General features: G+C 29.7%; 18 protein-coding genes. All 18 read right to left on the bottom strand.

The features are described from left to right. Positions 1-225: 225 nt before the first annotated feature. Entirely contained in the window at positions 226-978 is a 753-nt protein-coding gene (locus DFQ11_RS14325) for a hypothetical protein (protein WP_110476569.1), read from the bottom strand. Positions 979-1,101: 123 nt separating this feature from the next. Then, the gene (locus tag DFQ11_RS14320) at positions 1,102-2,466 is read right to left on the bottom strand and encodes a phospholipase D-like domain-containing protein (protein WP_110476568.1); all 1,365 of its coding nucleotides are present in this window, start codon (positions 2,464-2,466) and stop codon (positions 1,102-1,104) included. Beyond that, complete coding sequence (locus DFQ11_RS14315; RefSeq protein ID WP_110476567.1) at positions 2,466-5,786, bottom strand: AAA domain-containing protein; 3,321 nt, start codon at positions 5,784-5,786, stop codon at positions 2,466-2,468. Before DFQ11_RS14315 ends, DFQ11_RS14320 begins: the two co-directional genes overlap by 1 nt. Positions 5,787-6,394: 608 nt before the next feature. Then, the gene (locus DFQ11_RS14310) at positions 6,395-6,709 is read right to left on the bottom strand and encodes a type II toxin-antitoxin system RelE/ParE family toxin (RefSeq protein ID WP_110476566.1); all 315 of its coding nucleotides are present in this window, start codon (positions 6,707-6,709) and stop codon (positions 6,395-6,397) included. Between the two features lie 2 nt (positions 6,710-6,711). Next, the gene (locus tag DFQ11_RS14305; RefSeq protein WP_110476565.1) at positions 6,712-6,948 is read right to left on the bottom strand and encodes a hypothetical protein; all 237 of its coding nucleotides are present in this window, start codon (positions 6,946-6,948) and stop codon (positions 6,712-6,714) included. Positions 6,949-7,160: 212 nt separating this feature from the next. Next, positions 7,161-7,460 carry a type II toxin-antitoxin system RelE/ParE family toxin gene (locus DFQ11_RS14300; protein WP_110476564.1) on the bottom strand — a complete coding sequence of 100 codons (300 nt, stop codon included), beginning with the start codon at positions 7,458-7,460 and terminating at the stop codon, positions 7,161-7,163. Next, entirely contained in the window at positions 7,453-7,704 is a 252-nt protein-coding gene (locus tag DFQ11_RS14295) for a type II toxin-antitoxin system ParD family antitoxin (protein WP_068449605.1), read from the bottom strand. Before DFQ11_RS14295 ends, DFQ11_RS14300 begins: the two co-directional genes overlap by 8 nt. Positions 7,705-7,879: 175 nt before the next feature. Continuing rightward, positions 7,880-8,383 carry a hypothetical protein gene (locus DFQ11_RS14290; RefSeq protein ID WP_110476563.1) on the bottom strand — a complete coding sequence of 168 codons (504 nt, stop codon included), beginning with the start codon at positions 8,381-8,383 and terminating at the stop codon, positions 7,880-7,882. An 88-nt stretch (positions 8,384-8,471) separates the two neighbouring features. Continuing rightward, on the bottom strand, positions 8,472-8,597 hold the full coding sequence (locus DFQ11_RS15410) for a hypothetical protein (RefSeq protein ID WP_262508296.1): 126 nt from the start codon (positions 8,595-8,597) through the stop codon (positions 8,472-8,474). 301 nt (positions 8,598-8,898) lie between these two features. Beyond that, entirely contained in the window at positions 8,899-9,714 is an 816-nt protein-coding gene (locus DFQ11_RS14280) for a restriction endonuclease (RefSeq protein ID WP_110476561.1), read from the bottom strand. A gap of 136 nt (positions 9,715-9,850) precedes the next feature. Next, entirely contained in the window at positions 9,851-10,456 is a 606-nt protein-coding gene (locus DFQ11_RS14275; protein WP_110476560.1) for a hypothetical protein, read from the bottom strand. A 150-nt stretch (positions 10,457-10,606) separates the two neighbouring features. Then, positions 10,607-10,819 carry a hypothetical protein gene (locus DFQ11_RS14270; RefSeq protein WP_110476559.1) on the bottom strand — a complete coding sequence of 71 codons (213 nt, stop codon included), beginning with the start codon at positions 10,817-10,819 and terminating at the stop codon, positions 10,607-10,609. A gap of 287 nt (positions 10,820-11,106) precedes the next feature. Further along, positions 11,107-11,229 (bottom strand): hypothetical protein, encoded by a 123-nt coding sequence (locus tag DFQ11_RS15405; protein WP_262508295.1) that lies wholly within the window; start codon positions 11,227-11,229, stop codon positions 11,107-11,109. A 231-nt stretch (positions 11,230-11,460) separates the two neighbouring features. Continuing rightward, positions 11,461-11,772 carry a hypothetical protein gene (locus DFQ11_RS14260; RefSeq protein WP_110476558.1) on the bottom strand — a complete coding sequence of 104 codons (312 nt, stop codon included), beginning with the start codon at positions 11,770-11,772 and terminating at the stop codon, positions 11,461-11,463. Next, positions 11,769-12,224, bottom strand: a complete 456-nt coding sequence (locus tag DFQ11_RS14255) for a DUF5063 domain-containing protein (protein WP_110476557.1) — start codon at positions 12,222-12,224, stop codon at positions 11,769-11,771. The genes DFQ11_RS14260 and DFQ11_RS14255 overlap by 4 nt, the downstream gene beginning before the upstream one ends. A 673-nt stretch (positions 12,225-12,897) precedes the next feature. Further along, positions 12,898-13,311, bottom strand: coding sequence for a hypothetical protein (locus tag DFQ11_RS14245; protein WP_229791310.1), 414 nt, complete (start codon positions 13,309-13,311; stop codon positions 12,898-12,900). A gap of 159 nt (positions 13,312-13,470) precedes the next feature. Then, entirely contained in the window at positions 13,471-13,923 is a 453-nt protein-coding gene (locus tag DFQ11_RS14240; protein WP_110476555.1) for a hypothetical protein, read from the bottom strand. Positions 13,924-14,209: 286 nt separating this feature from the next. Further along, positions 14,210-14,641, bottom strand: a complete 432-nt coding sequence (locus DFQ11_RS14235; RefSeq protein ID WP_110476554.1) for a hypothetical protein — start codon at positions 14,639-14,641, stop codon at positions 14,210-14,212. Between the last annotated feature and the right edge of the window lie 111 nt (positions 14,642-14,752).

The raw sequence follows: 14,752 nt of genomic DNA, 5'->3' as shown, positions 1-14,752 counted from the left end.
GCCCTAGCTAAATCAGGTTTAAAATATGACAGAAACTATAGAAGTGTTTTAGTAAATATAAACTAATAAATACTTGTTTTTTAACACAGTTCTTGGTTAGTTGCGCGGTTAAGCAACTAATTTAGCAAACTTTTACGAACCCGAGAAAATTCCGCAGGAATTTTCGCAAGTAAGCACTTAAAAAGCAATTAATTATACACGGTGTTGTAAAACGTTTTTTATTCATTAAGGTAATATTCTAGGTCCGATTATATTCATCCATAAAATGAATCCCATTATTCCTCCAATAATTCCGCTTAAAATAAAAGTCAGACGTATCTTTTTAGGCATTATTTTAAAAATAACATAAATAGCAACTAAAATTCCGAGTGTTGCTAAAATTATCGGGATAGTTCCAGACCATAAATTCAATTCTTGTGATATATGCAATTCATCTCCTCCAAACCAATTTCCATTTGGTAAAATTAATTCTCCAGCAATAGAAGTTACAAGATTAAAAATCTCTCGTAACCAAAAAAGTGAAAGAAAAACAAAAAGCCAATCTAAAGTTTTCATTCCGCTTTTGTAAATAGATTTTCTACGAAATACTAACATTAGTAATCCAAGAGTTCCAGTTAAAACTGTTTGCAATGGTCCACCAATAGATATAAATAAACTATCATTTGATTCTTCATTCCAATAACGTTTTTCTAAAATATTATTATATTCTTCCGCTTTTTCTTGTATATCTTTTGGCCAAGAATCATATTCAACACTAACATAATCTTTTGTCAAATTTTTAAATGCTATTACATTTTCATCCTCTAAATATCCCTTTGGATAAGAATTCATACTTCCGTAATGAAGAGTAGTTTCGTAGCCTAATGATTTAGCAACTGTTATATGTCCATATTCGTGACTTACTGTTCCAACTATTGTAAATAAAACAAAACCAAGTGAGAAATATATAAGATGTTTAATGTCAATCGAGATTTTCATTCAAATGTTTTACAACGGTCTTGTGTATGAATAGTAGCGGATTTGATACCATTACTTTTCGGATTATAACTTAACTTTAAAAATAAAAAACAAACTTTGATTAAGCACTAAAACCGCTATTATTTATACACGTTGTTGCCAACCGTTATTTATTCCGTATTCTTTCAGGACGTTTTTCCATTTCGTTTCCACATTTTGAGGTATTAAAATACTTTCCTCATTCGCTATTTTCTGTCCTTTTTCTTTGTTAAATGATAGGAAATTAAAACTTCCTTGTATGTAATAGTCATTATCTTTTATTATCAATTTTCTGTGTGTTCCTGTCATTTTATAGTTTCCTTGTTCTTCAAAATGACTTGGTAAATGTATTAAATGGAAATTCTTTTGGTATTTGCTTTTTAGATTTCGCAGTTTTTCAATTGTTCCGTAATGATGTTCATCATTACTTTCAATTCCATACAATATGATAACATCTACACTTCTTTGTAATGCTTTTTCAATACTACTTATATATTTTAAAGTAGCACGTTTTACCCAAGGACTTTCTATTAGTATTTTAGATTTAACTGTCTTTAATGCTTCTGCAAATTTTTCTTGCGTTTCCCAAACTGAAAGTGTTTGTGTTTCGGTTATCTTTTTCTCGTTTTCAGTTACTTTAAACTCTTCTAAAAGTTCATTGTTATTTTCTTCTTGAATTTTCGCAAAACTTGTTCTGTCGGAAGTTGTAAATTGATATAAAATACTTGGATATTTTTCAGATAGAGATTTTGAAAGGCGTTTTTCTTTGGAAACATCCTTATCTGTATTTCTAACTTCAATATATGGCTCTAATTCACTTTCTTTTTCTTTTATTGGAATATATTCGATTAAATAATAATCGTGATTTTCCTTTTTATCAAACTTAATGTTTGACTTGTCGTAATCAACTAAATATGCTTTTCCATTATTCTCTCTTTTATAAATGTCAGAAAGTTGTTCGTTTTTATTTTTAAGCAATTCAGGATTTTTGATTGAATAATCTATCTCTGGATTTAATCTGTTTTCAATGTTTTTATCGCTAAATAATCTGAAATTCTTTTGAATCGCTTGATTTGATATTGCATCAATTAAAAATTCAAATTCTTCTTCTTCAAGAATTTTTAAAATACCATTATCTTTTACAAATTCTTCTCCTTGTTCGGTTACTAACCAAATACCTGAAGCAAAATCTACAAAGCCTCTTTCACGCAAAAAGTATAATTCTCTTAAAATGAAGTCTTCTTTGTTAAGACCTAAAAATTTAATTATTTGCTCTTCTTTATTATAACCTGCTTTTATTGTTCTTAAAAAAACAGAATACACTTGTTGTATTGATTTTTCAGGCGATTTATTTACAGTTGCGTTAACACGAACTCGTCTATATGGATAAGCAAATTGGATAATTTCATTTATCTTATAATTGCTTGGACATTGTTTGTCTAACTTTTTATGTATTTCTTGTATGTCCATTAAAATATTTGTTCTACGTTTTTAACAATCCAATCTTTCTTCAATTCACTTAAATATTTTTGTAATGCTGGTTTTTGATTTGTGTTTTCCAAATCTTTTGGTGGTTTAGCACTTAATATACTATCTAAATTACCAACAATAATTAATAGTTTTTTTTGCCTTGATAAAGCAACATTTATACGATTTGCATTAGATAAAAATCCTAATGTTTGTTGCTGACTTCTTACTAAATCAAAAATGATAATATCCTTTTCTAAACCCTGAAATTTATCTACAACAGATATAACTACATTATTAGATTTTACATTTTTTAGTTTACGATAATCAACTTTATTTCTTACAACTTTTCTTATTTCTCTTACTTGGGCAGAATAACCTGTGATAACACCAATTGTATAATTCTTTACTTTGTCAAACCTATCTAATCCATTTAGAAGTTCTGGAATTAATTCAGCACTTAATTTATTTCTTGACGAACCATTTCCGTCAATTTCACTTTTGTATGAATTTCCAATATCAAGAAAGACAATTGAAGTATCAATTTTTAAATCAAGATTATGTTCTTTTTCTTGAGGTCTTTCAACTGGTTTTATAGGTTCATCTCCAAAAGGTTCGTAAAAGCATTTTGAAGTTAGTAAAACTTGGTCTTTTGAACTTCTTCTACATTCTTCTAACTGACTTTTAAAGTCATCATCAATTTTTGTTATTACTTGCTCAAATAAACTTGGTCTATTAAAATAATCATCCCAACTATCAAATTCATCCGTGTCAGTTTTAAACTTTTCTCTTAACCATTTTTCAACTTCACGATTTGCAGTTAGCATTGGTCTTAATTGTCTATGGTCGCCAACAAGGATTAATTTTTCTGCTAAAACTGTTGGTATTAAAGCTTCTGCTGTGGTTGCTTTTCCACTTTCGTCCATTATTACATAGTCAAATTCAAAATTATATTTTTGATATTTTTTTGATGCAATATGATTAGTTGTTGCTCCAATTACTCTAATGCTATCTATTAATTTTTGATTTATATTGCTATTCTCATCTAACGAACTAATTGTTGCTAACCAATCTTTAAATATTTGTTGTTTTAAAAAATATTCTTCAAAATTTACTTTTACATAACTATTGATTGAAGTTATAAATTCTGTTTCAGAAGTTAAAGATTTTTCTAAACCTTTAAACGTATTGAAACGTTCTAACATTTTTTCGATTTGTTGCTTTTTTACTTTCCATTGTTTATTGGAAGAAAGGATTTCAAAAATTGGTAATAGAATAATATTCTCTTTTTCTAATGCCTTTTTAAATTGCTCTTTATATGGTTTCCAATTAGCTTTAGTTTTTTTTCTTACTTCTTCTTTCCAACCCTCAATTTTTCTATCTAAAGTATGTTTTTGCAAACTTGGTTTTGGTTTTCTAATACCACTTAATCGAACAATTGGAATCTCTTTTTCCAATAGATTATCTAACACGTTATCAACTGCATCATTTGTTTGAGAAGTGATTAAAATTTTGGCATCAGGATTTTTATTTAAAATTTGAAAAACAATTTCTGTGATTACAGTTGTTTTTCCTGTTCCTGGTGGACCTTGAATAATTGTTAAAGGTTCTCTATGAATTGCATTTAGTATTGCTTTTTGTTGATTAAAACTATATACAAAGTCATTTCCTTTTTCGTCTGTTTGATAAACATTTGTTAGTTCTTGAAATTCAAGATATTTGCCTTGTAAATCAGTAGGATTAAAAACGTAATGTATTAAATCTCTATTTTGAACTTCATTATATTCTACTTTTCGTATTGCTTCTAATTGTCTTTTCTTTTCCTCTTCTTGTTTACTGATATTTTCAAATATGTAACCATTTTTGGGAATTTTTTCAAAATCTAATCGTTCACAATCTTTAAATTTTAGAACTCTTGTTTTTGTGTTGAAATCATAAGCAACTCCCGAAAATTTCATTGGGTCTTTCATTTGTTTTTTATCAGCAGTTTCACTTACGATAAATTCAAAATCTTCTGGACTTGGTGGTGTTGCTTTGTCAATATGAGAAAAGATTAAACCATTTTTACTGTATTTCTCATTATCTTGAATTTTAAATGAAATTTCATAATTTCCTTTTTTTTCAAAACCTACAAATCGTAATCTTAATGAGTTTTTTTCTAAAACTTGCATTTCTTTGGTTAGTAAATCTTTAAAGAATTTCAATTCTTTAGTAATCTCTCTTTTTCCTTTTCTATATTCGCTTTCGTGCTGTTTTTCTTTTTGTATTTTCTTAAAAAAAGGTGTTAAGTTAAAACGTTCGTTATAAACATTTTGAGAAGTAAACACAATTGGCAAGCCTAATTCTTTTCCATATCTCAAAGTATTAGAATGTTCTCTTTCTTTATTTTCTTTTCTTTCTCCATTTAGGATTTCTAATCCATTTTCGGATATTTTCCAAATACAATGAATATAGAAATTTTTAGTTGAGATATTTAATAGGATATTTTCTCCTCTGCTTGGACTTATGTCAAATTTTGGTTTGAAATCTGAATTATTTAAATCTTCTATAACTTCTGGTATTGCATTTATAGAAACCGAGTTTTTACTGTCAAAAGAAATTTCACTTGTGATTTTCGATAATTTCTCTAAAAAAGAAACATAATTTATTCTATTTATTGGTAATTGCTCACAAGTTTTGTCAGTCAATTTCTGGACTTCTTCAAATTCGTTAATTTCATTTTTTGCAAAATACCATTCAATAACTTTACCAATAGAATAAATGTCAGATTGATAGGGAAATCCCTTTGGGATTTTTCTATCCCATTTTTCAGGTGACGCAAATTCTTTTGCGAAAATCTCTAATTCTTGTGATTGGCTTAATGTTGCAGAAATATCTGAAACTCCAAAATCAATTAAGTAAAAATCAAAGTTTTCATCTACAAGTATATTAGCAGGTGTTATATCTCCGTGAGCAAGTTTATGTTTCTGTTGCAATTGCTGTAAGCAATTTGCAATTTGTTCAATCCCTTTTAAAAAATGTGTTGTTTTAATTTCAAAAATGTTTTCTTCTAAAGAAGTTGCGTTTTTGTTTTCAAATATGATGCAATAAGCACTTTGGCTTTCGTCCCATTCGTATTCTATAATTTTCGGAAGAGAAGAGTGGACTGCTTTTTTTAAGTGTCTTAATTTGTTGTAAAGAATTTTACTCGGTTGTGAGTTTTTTTCAATTTCTTTTATCCATTTGGCAAAATAAATTTCTTCACTTTCATCTGTTACTTTTGCGGTTGATGAATAACCTCTGTTTTGGATTTCTCCGTATAGTTGGTATTTGTCTAAAATCATTCAATAATATTCAGTTTTTCAATTCGAGCACGATTTTTCTTTAATGGTTGGCAACGTGTTGTGTATGATTTGTGCGATTGAGAATCCGCAGGATTTTCGATCGTTGCGAATCATATTGTTAAAGGTATGAATTTTCCAATTAATTTTAATGTTAGCATGAATTATACACATTGTTACACCCTTTTGCGACACACAAAAGTAATCACGTTCCAATCAGAGCGTAGAAGTTCGAGTAGGAAATTCCGCATTTGAGTAAGCACTATTTCCGACTGAGTATAAAATTCCGCAAACAAGCTCAAAAATCCGTTTGAGTAATAAATTCCGCTTGAGTAAGAATCCGTTTCAGATTCAAATTCAGAGTTCGAGTAAGCAAATCATTCAGAGTTTGAGTGAGAAAAAAATCCGATGAATTTTGATTTTTTAGGTTTCAGTTTGTTTTGGAGTTAGAATTTCGGAGCAATTGGTTGTAACGTGTTTGTATATGGTTTGTTGCGTGGTTTAAGCAACTAATTTAGTAAATAATTACCGACCAAGAAAGTCCGCGAGGACTTTCGTAAGTAGGCTAGAACTAGCAATAAATTATATACGGTGTTGGCAGTAGTACTTTATTAATTAATCCGATTTTCATCATTCATTTTAGTCGGATTTTGTCGTGTGTCAAAGACATCATTAATTATAATTTCATTATCTAAAATCCTGTAAATAAGTTTATAATGTCCACTTATTAAGTATCGGTAATTTTTATTTAGAATTGTCAAATTAGGTTCTATTGGACCAGAATTCGGGTTTTTTATTAATTGTTTCGAAGATTTAAGTATTTGTTTTCTGATTTTATGAGCAAGTTTTTTATTAACTTCAATAGAGTAATAATCAAAAATGTCTTTTAAATTTCTGATAGCAAAATCAGTCCAAACTATTTTCATTGTTACCAATTTGTTGATATTCTCTCTAAATCTTCTTGACTTTTTACATTCCCATTTTTGAAATCCAATTCAGATTTTTCAATTCGATTAATTAATTCCTCGACAGTAAATGGTTTTAATTCAGGATTGTGTTCAATCTCTCTTTTGAGGATATAATTTTCCAATTTGTCAAATAATATCTCGTCCTTAATTTGGGCTAGATAAGTTATTAAATTGAGTTTTCGAGTTTGTAAATCCATAATTTGCGTATTTAATCAAAAGTATAATTTTTTTTACTAAATGTTCATTTGAAAAACGATTTTCTTGTATTACTGCCAACGTGTTTGTATATGATTTGTTGCGTGGTTTAAGCACTTAATTTAGTAAATAATAACCGAATAGAAAATCCGCGAGGATTTTCGTAAGTAGGCGAGAACTAGCAATAAATTATATACGGTGTTCTACGCAGTTTTTATTCTGCTATTCTTTTTTTTAAATCCATTCTTTCGTGTAATATTCTCGTTATCTCAATATAATTTTCGTTTAGAGTTCTATAGAATATTATATGTCGATTTGATTTTATTCCCAAAAGTTGCTTTGAAATTCCTTTATAGTTTTTTCCTAAATCAGGATTTTCAGCAATGTCTTCACAATTTGAGATTAGTCCATCGTAATATTTATCGGCTTGTTTTTCCGACCAAACCTCAAATGTATATTCCCAAATTTTTGATAAATCCGCAACAGCTTTGTTTGTCAGTTTATATTCAGCCATTCGAGTGCTTTTTGGCTTTTAGAGATTCAAGATGTTTTTTCGGGTCAAAATCGTGCGCTATTCCGCTATCAATTCCTTCTTGAATTGCTTTCTTTAAAGCTATCACTTTACTTTCTTCTTCTTCTAAAAGTCTTAAACCTGCTCGAATAACTTCGCTAACGTTTTTAAATCGTCCTTCGCTAATGCTACTTTGAACGAATTGGTCAAAATAATTTCCGAGTGATATTGATGTGTTTTTGTTCATTTTGATACTATTTACTTCAAATATACCAAAAACTGGTATAATTGCAAAATTTTTCTCAAATTGCGTAGAACGGTTTTGTGTATGGCTCGTTGCGGGAAATCCGCGAGGATTTTCCGCCGTAACCGAAAGATAGCAAATTGCAATGAATTCCGATTAGGAATTCAGCCGCAATGAGCTATACACGGTGTTGTCTATAGTGCTTTTTCACAAAGCTTTTCCAACATATTTTTTCCGATTCATTTATCAATTTCGCTCGTTCTGCTCTTTTTCTCTTAGAAATAGTTTTTCCACTAAATGGGTTCATTAGTTCATAAGAGTTTTTGTCAATTCGCTTTTGAACGATTCTGTTTAGTTCTCTCTCTAATTCGTTTGTTTTGTCACGACTTTTAATTCTCAGCTTTTCATCAGATTCATATTTACCAAAATGGCAATAAAAATATTCATAATCATAATTCTCTGTTTCGCTAATTTTATTTCGAATTTGTGAATGAATTTTGTTGTATGAAAAATGGTTTCCAACTCTTGAAATTACTGGATTACAACCATCTCTATTGTCTCCAACCTTTCCAACGTAAACTTTTTTAATTCCTTTTCCGTCAATTGGTGATGCTATAAATAAATATACTGCCCAATTACGTTTGGTTGAGTGTCCTGAAATTTTAAAATGTACTATTTCCATTATTATTGTTTTGAATGGGAAGAGAGGCAGGAATCGAACCTGCCCTCACATTCAGTCTTGAATTCAGCCATTAAGCTACTATTTATTCCTACGCTTTATAGTCAGAAGTTGGACCATCTCTCTCCACGAATGTGACTCCTAAAGCTATACCTTTAATAAAGTTCATAATTTCCTTTTTATTCAAAATTCCGTTAATCTTATTTATTTTTTTCATAATCATCGTTTTAAATGGCGTTAATAAATTTTTTGGATTTATCGACAGACCAACTCTGACTAAGAGCATAGCAAAGTCAATAGACTTAGTGACCTTGAGAATCAAGATTTTTATCTCTTTCGAGATTAGTTTTTCAATGAACTTCGTTTGTCCAGCATTATAGACAACGGTCTCGTATAACCGTCAGTTACGGGATTAAAGTTAATGATTTTCGGTTAAGCACAGACGTTAGCAATTCCGAGTGGATTCGGACGTAGTCGAATCCGCCGTAATTGCGGTTATACATTGTTAGCAGCAGTTTTTATTTTTTCTTGTTTTTAATTTTATCATATTTCGTTAAGAACTTTATAGGAAGTTCACTGTCTTTTCTATCAAATAATTCTGGATGAAATTCTCCGTTTTTCATCATTAATATTTCAGCTTTTAAAATTTTCTCGTCCATATAATTCAAATTCAGGTTCAACCAGTTTATTAGTTCCTGGAAGTTATTTGCTATCAATTCTCCCTGTTTTTCAACCATAAAAGTTTCTAAATTAATTGGATATTCATTTTTTTCAGCCGCTTCAATTGCCCAATGAGCAGTTTTTAATAAGAATTGTCCTGAAAAATCGACTGGGTAATCCCATATTTCTCCTCTTAAACCATATTTTTTTCTAATAGGTTTAGAATGAGCCCAATATCTAGTCTCTAATAGGTCAAACCTTTTGTTATATGATTTCAATATCTCTCCTTGGATAAAATGTTTAGTTTCCTCAATTAAATCGTTAAAAGTATTTAAAGTTATATTTGAATCTTTGGCAGCTTCAATTGCTCCAGATTGAAATCCTTTGTCTGAAATTATAAAACCCTTATCTGCTCCTATATCATTTACGATAGTTCTTAAAGCCAAAACGTGAAGCTTATTTACTTTATGATTCCATTTTTTTGCTTCGATTATCCATAAAATATCTTGTCCTAGAAATTTAGTTTTTACTAAAATATCTATATCGTGCTTAGTTCTAGTCCCATTAACAGTAACATTGGTTTCAGCTCTTGCTCCGAGAGAATTAAAATGTGTACAAATTTCTTCCTGAAAATGATACCAATCTGATATGTCTTTATTATCGTCGGAATTCATAATTGCTGCTAACGTCTCGGCTATGAGTAGTTGCGTGTTTTAGCGATTAACTTTGCAAGTACACACCAAGTTGGAAATTCCGTAGGAATTTCCAAAGTATGCGAGAACAAGCAATTACTTATAGCCATTGTTGTGGTTAGTTTTTTCTCTTTCTTAATAATCCAATCATTTGACCAATTCCAATACCAAAATATGTTCTGTCCTTATTTATTTGTAACATTGGTGAAATTGTCAATCCGTAAAATCTTGTAAATGGAAACTCAATTTTAGGATTTATTATTATGCTTACTGTATTGTGTTTTTTATAATTCCAAGTATAATTCTCAGTCAAAAAAGCGTCATTAATAAGTTCCCAATTTTCAGGCTCTCTTATTGTTGTATATCCTAATCCGAGAGATAAGTTTGTTCTTATAGTTCCACTTTTATTGAGATTGTATATTTTTCCAAAACCTATTTGATAATTTTCAAATTGGTCATAAGGATTAGCTAGCCCAAAGCTAAATAGTCCGATAAGACCAGACCCATAATTTTCAGGTTGTGATTTAGGTTTTCGTATATTTCCTGTGTATCCAATTTTGAACGAATATTTTTCTTTGTAGACATAATTCAAGTTAATGTCAATTCCAATATAATTACCTAAATTCAGCTCGCCAGTTGAATAAATAGCATTATTTTCATCAAATTGTGCATAGCCAATATTGATGTTAATTGAAAATATTAATATTGTTATTATTCGTTTCATAAATTAACCACAACGGTTTTGTGTATGATTAGTGGCGTGTTTAAGCACCTAATTTAGCAAATAAAAACCGAATAGAAAATCCGCAAGGATTTTCGTAAGTAGGCGAGAACTAGCCATTAATTATACACGGTGTTGGCATTTCGTTGTTTTTTATTCAGTTTTATTCTTTTCTTTATCTGCTTGTTTTTTTAGGTTATATCTGGTCATAAAACCCATAAATATTCCAAAAAATAATGCATTTAATATAAATCTCCATATTCTGAAATCTTGACCGTCAGAATAGTCAAATCCAGCCATAAGTCCAGCATAAACAATTCCAGAAAACAAACCTGATTTTATTATTGCTTTTGTCTGTGTATTCATATTCTTTTAAATCCCATTTTTAAGTTAAATTCAATGCCGATTGAGTGAGCAATTCCGCGAATAGCTATATTCCGCATTCAATTCGGGTTTTGCTTTTCAATTCAGTTTCCGACTCCGCAAACGAGCTTAAAGTCAAACGTTTTGTTTTAATTCACTCTTTTTATATTTCTTATGTTCTATTTTCTTTTTTTCTAAAATCGCATAAAATTTTCGTGGCGAGATTTTCAGGTCTTTTGATATTTCGTTCACTTTTTTATTTCCTTTTTTATATAGTTTTAAATTCTCGTTTACTTTTTGTTAAAGTAATGTTTTTCAAGTTCCTCAACGATTTGTAATTCAGTCAGATTTGAGTCATTAGTATATTTTTCAATTTCCGATTTAATGTCTTTTAAATTACTAATAAGTGTCATTTTTGAGTTCGGTGGTCAATGAATGCCAACGGTCTGGTGTATGGCTCGTTGCGTGCAAATTAGCGATTATTTTTCGGTTGAGCCACAAGCCGAATTTTTAATTTTACTATTTATCTTTTCTATTGGAAATCGTCAAATTTAAAAATTTGGCGACTTTCCAAATATGCCTTAATTTCGGTGTAAGCAACTGAACAGCAATGAGCTATACACGTTGTTGTAACACGTTTTTTATCAGATGTTACCTTGCACAAACCACAATATTATTACCAGAGCAACTATTCCGACAATAATTAATTCATTCACTTTTTTGGTTTTCCAGTTCCACAATCCAAACAAAATTATTATAGTAAAAACAATTCCGTAAATCAGATTAACTTGTGCATAGAGTTCTGCACTCTTGTAAAAATAGGGAACAGGTCCTTCGCCACCAAAAGGATACAATTCAGTTTCTTTTTTTATTGCTACAGTATAATACTCCGAAATTGCCATACTTGCGAAAAGTATGCTTGCAACTAAAGATATAATCAAAGCTACCTTTTTCAATCTGTTATTTCTTTTAAGTATTTTAGAAGGTCGACCAAATGTTGTTCACAATGGTGTCTCATTAAAAACTCAAATTGATAAAGTCCATCTTTTTCGCTGTTGTTTTCAAATCTCCATTGAACTTCAATTAAATCTTTAATAATATCGGTCAAATCGTCAATTGCGTCTCCAGTTATCAATACGGCATCTTCATTAATTTTATGACTTTCCCAAACTGAATGATACCAGCCAAAATCTGGAAAATGTTGGGTTACAATTCCTCTTATTCCGTCATAATCTAATCGTAAAGGTTCTTCATAGTCTTTGTCATCAAATTCGGGTTCTACATTTAGATATTCAGCGTAAATTCCGACCAATAATTTTTGGATTTCGAGAATTTTATTTTTGGATACAAGTTTTTCATTTGTACCAAATTCAACAATTCTATCTATCAGTTTTTTTAATTCGCTCAAGGTTGGTCTTAAATGTGTTACAACGTGTTTGTATAAAGAAAGTTGCGTTTTTGTGGGCGAGGATTTTCCGTAGGAAAATCAGAAGCAAGCAAAAAAGCAACACACTTTAATTAAGCACAAAGTAGCAATTTTTTTTATACGGTGTTAGCAAAAGCAGTTTTTAGTTAATTAACATTTGTTATTAGAAAACAACTTAGGCAATAAATAACTCAGCAAATTAGGAACAATTCCGATTATGTTTATCTGTTTGTTACAATTATAAAAAGTACTTATTTATTAAATTTTTAGAGTCAGATTTATGTTCGTTAATTTGTTGAATCAGACGACTTATTTTTAATGATTAAAAAAATTCAGAAGCAGAGTGAGCCAGATCCAAAATCTATTTATTTAGTTTTTTGCTTCTTTTACATTTTGTTCTAAATATTCTAAGGAGAATTTTTAGTTTCTTTTTTAGAAATCCGCAATTTTTGTTTTTTAAGAGCAAACCTTGGCGTTATAATTTTCCGTAGATTTTGGTCTTCACCTGTTTTTGCTAACGTTTGGTATATGAGCTGTGGCGTGTCTCGGCACAGACCTTTCCTGATAAAAACTGGCTTTGGAAAATCCGCAGGATTTTCCAAGTGAGGACTGAACAAGCCATAGCTTATATACGGTGTTGGCAACAGTTTTTTTATCAGTTAATCATTAGGTTCACAGTAATAAATTCAGTTGGGCTTGATTTAAATTTCAATTCATAATTTCCAGCAGTATTTGTAATAAATTCATAATTCGTTTTTCTTATTGGCGCATCTTGAGTACAAATGCAACCAACATATTTAGCCTCAACTTCAATAATCCGAGTGGTTCCATTTTCCGTTTCAATAAATTTTCCAAAACCACCACAACCGTTACTTACTCCGAAATTTACTTCAATAGTAACATTTTGATTAACTGTTCCCGTTGCAGGTGAATTTACAGAAGTAACATATTCAGTTTTATTTGTTATACATTCCTCTTCTTTTTCATCGTCATTTTTATTACAACTTGAAAATAGTCCGAGTGTTATAGTTGAGAAAAGAATAATAAAATAGGTTCTTTTTAATTTCATTTTTTTAGGTTTTATTTTATTTAATGGGTTTTTTTCAAATTGTTGCCAACGTTTTTGTATAAGATTAGTTGCGTTGTTTAAGCAACTAATTTAGCAAATACAAACCGAATAGAAAATCCGCGAGGATTTTCGTAAGTAAGCTTGCACTAGCAATTAATTTTATACGGTGTTGGCAGCTGGTTTTATTTCGTTTATTAATTTATAAAATTCAATTCCGCTAAATTCAGCCCATTTTTTTGAGTATAATCGTCTCTCATTTCGAATCAGCCTAATTTCAGGTTCAGAGCTTTTAAAGTATAGTTCAACATCATATAATTTTATTACCCAACTTTTGAAATGGTCATTTGGTTTTTCTAAATCTAAGTTGTTATAAAATATGATTCGGTTCGATTTAAAAATTTCAACAAACACATTATTCCAATATGAATGAGTTCGATTTTGAGTTAATTCAAAATCTACGATGTCAGATATAATTCGTTCAAGTCCACTATATTCATCAGTTCCGTCAATTCCGATTTGATTTCCTGTAATTCGAGTTGCATTTATATTATACCAACCCATTCGGGTTTCTTCATAATCAAAAGTCCAATCTGGAAAAGTCGTTACTCTCATTCTTTAAAGTTCAGGTTTTGTCAACTTGCTGCCAATGGTCTTGTGTATTATTTAGTTGCGTATTCAAGCACTGATTAATTAAACAGCAACTAACTTTGGGTTAAGAGAGTCTTTTCGCAAAGTAAAAAGTAATAGCAATTAATTATACACGATGTTGGCAATAGTTTTTATTTTGTCGGTCGTATTTTGTTTATGGCAGTTGATAAATCGGATTTACACAAAGGAAAGTTAATACTAACTATTGATTCTGAAATTGATTTAGACAACATACAATCATGGATGGTATTTAAACATCGTGGTTTTTATTCCGAAAAACCATATAAGCATTCTTATTCAATGAGTCCCAATGAAAATCATAATGCTTAATAACATTTATACCTATTAAAAAATCAGCAGGATATAATAAATCTTTCATTTCTATACATTTTAATTTAGGTATCATTATTAAGTCATTAGATAGGTTTACTTCATAAGCATTAGTTCTTTCTCTTTCTAAAGAAAGCGGGTTGCTAATATTTGTTTCTCCATACCGTATTATATTAATATTTTCAGCAAGATGTGGTTTTATCAATGATGTTGATGCACCTGTATCAATGATGACTTTACAGTTATAAGCTGTTTTTGATAAATCATTTTTTGATATATCCATATTAGTATAGAAGAACCCATGTTCGTCTATTTTTAAATCTAACCTTATTTCTATTTCCTTATCACTCATTGTTTTAAATTATTGCCAACGGTTTTGTATAAGATTAGTTGCGTGGTTTAAGCAACTAATTTAGCAAATACAAACCGAATAGAAAATCCGCGAGGATTTTCGTAAGTAGGC

It is taken from the genome of Winogradskyella epiphytica, from assembly GCF_003217215.1.
Classification (GTDB): Bacteria; Bacteroidota; Bacteroidia; order Flavobacteriales; family Flavobacteriaceae; genus Winogradskyella; species Winogradskyella epiphytica.
Note: the sequence above shows the minus strand (reverse complement) of the source record. Positions and strands in the feature narration are given on the sequence as shown.

Bases quoted from the DNA above. Each gene is read 5' to 3' on its own strand.
- DFQ11_RS14245 (WP_229791310.1), bottom strand. From the start codon at position 13,311: ATGAAATTAAAAAGAACCTATTTTATTATTCTTTTCTCAACTATAACA.
- DFQ11_RS15410 (WP_262508296.1), bottom strand. From the start codon at position 8,597: ATGAAAAAAATAAATAAGATTAACGGAATTTTGAATAAAAAGGAAATT.
- DFQ11_RS14240 (WP_110476555.1), bottom strand. From the start codon at position 13,923: ATGAGAGTAACGACTTTTCCAGATTGGACTTTTGATTATGAAGAAACC.
- DFQ11_RS14295 (WP_068449605.1), bottom strand. From the start codon at position 7,704: ATGAACAAAAACACATCAATATCACTCGGAAATTATTTTGACCAATTC.
- DFQ11_RS14275 (WP_110476560.1), bottom strand. From the start codon at position 10,456: ATGAAACGAATAATAACAATATTAATATTTTCAATTAACATCAATATT.
- DFQ11_RS14305 (WP_110476565.1), bottom strand. From the start codon at position 6,948: ATGGATTTACAAACTCGAAAACTCAATTTAATAACTTATCTAGCCCAA.
- DFQ11_RS14310 (WP_110476566.1), bottom strand. From the start codon at position 6,709: ATGAAAATAGTTTGGACTGATTTTGCTATCAGAAATTTAAAAGACATT.
- DFQ11_RS14280 (WP_110476561.1), bottom strand. From the start codon at position 9,714: ATGAATTCCGACGATAATAAAGACATATCAGATTGGTATCATTTTCAG.
- DFQ11_RS14315 (WP_110476567.1), bottom strand. From the start codon at position 5,786: ATGATTTTAGACAAATACCAACTATACGGAGAAATCCAAAACAGAGGT.
- DFQ11_RS14235 (WP_110476554.1), bottom strand. From the start codon at position 14,641: ATGAGTGATAAGGAAATAGAAATAAGGTTAGATTTAAAAATAGACGAA.
- DFQ11_RS15405 (WP_262508295.1), bottom strand. From the start codon at position 11,229: ATGACACTTATTAGTAATTTAAAAGACATTAAATCGGAAATTGAAAAA.
- DFQ11_RS14270 (WP_110476559.1), bottom strand. From the start codon at position 10,819: ATGAATACACAGACAAAAGCAATAATAAAATCAGGTTTGTTTTCTGGA.
- DFQ11_RS14300 (WP_110476564.1), bottom strand. From the start codon at position 7,460: ATGGCTGAATATAAACTGACAAACAAAGCTGTTGCGGATTTATCAAAA.
- DFQ11_RS14325 (WP_110476569.1), bottom strand. From the start codon at position 978: ATGAAAATCTCGATTGACATTAAACATCTTATATATTTCTCACTTGGT.
- DFQ11_RS14320 (WP_110476568.1), bottom strand. From the start codon at position 2,466: ATGGACATACAAGAAATACATAAAAAGTTAGACAAACAATGTCCAAGC.
- DFQ11_RS14290 (WP_110476563.1), bottom strand. From the start codon at position 8,383: ATGGAAATAGTACATTTTAAAATTTCAGGACACTCAACCAAACGTAAT.